This window comes from Comamonas sediminis (genome assembly GCF_041107495.1).
GTDB lineage: Bacteria > Pseudomonadota > Gammaproteobacteria > Burkholderiales > Burkholderiaceae_C > Comamonas > Comamonas sediminis.
The window spans coordinates 1-556 of record NZ_JBGBDC010000024.1; the positions used below are offsets into that span (position 1 = coordinate 1).

Here is a 556-nt window from a genome sequence, read left to right on the forward strand (position 1 = left end):
TAATTTTATTGCTACTGGTTTAGATGTTGGCAGTACAGAGATAGAGGCTACTGCTACGGGAGCTACCGCATCGACGCCATTGCCGGTGGATGTTATTGAGCCGCAGGTGATATTTAGAAATATTGATGGCGCGAGATCTACTGCAAGTGTTAGAGATAATTTTGTAATTCAATTGCAAGTGCCTGGCTCTTATTATTCAAGTAGCCATACCGCAATGCAGGCATTGCCAATAAATTTGGAAATTACGGATAAAAATCCATTAGGAGTCGTAAATGGTTTGTACGATCAGGCGACAGGTGGAAATCTGATAACGCAGGTAACGATTCCAAGAGGTGGCAGCGAATCGGGTTGGGTGTATGTCGCGCAGCCTGCATTGGAAGGTAGTTATCGCGTCAGTGTTGATATTGTGGGGATCACAAAGCAAAAGTCAGACGTTCAAACAGTTATTGCTGCTGCTCAAGGCTTGCGATTGATCCGTGCCTATGGCTCAAAAGCAGTTCTGGGTAAGGGGATGAACACCTATCAGAGTGAGCTGGCAGTTCAGCGTTTAATAAAT

At 44.8% G+C, this 556-nt stretch carries 1 protein-coding gene; it reads left to right on the forward strand.

Annotation, left to right across the window (positions count from 1 at the left end; genetic code table 11):
- Positions 1–556: hypothetical protein (locus AB7A72_RS23740; protein WP_369461319.1), on the forward strand; the 556-nt coding region annotated here is incomplete at both ends.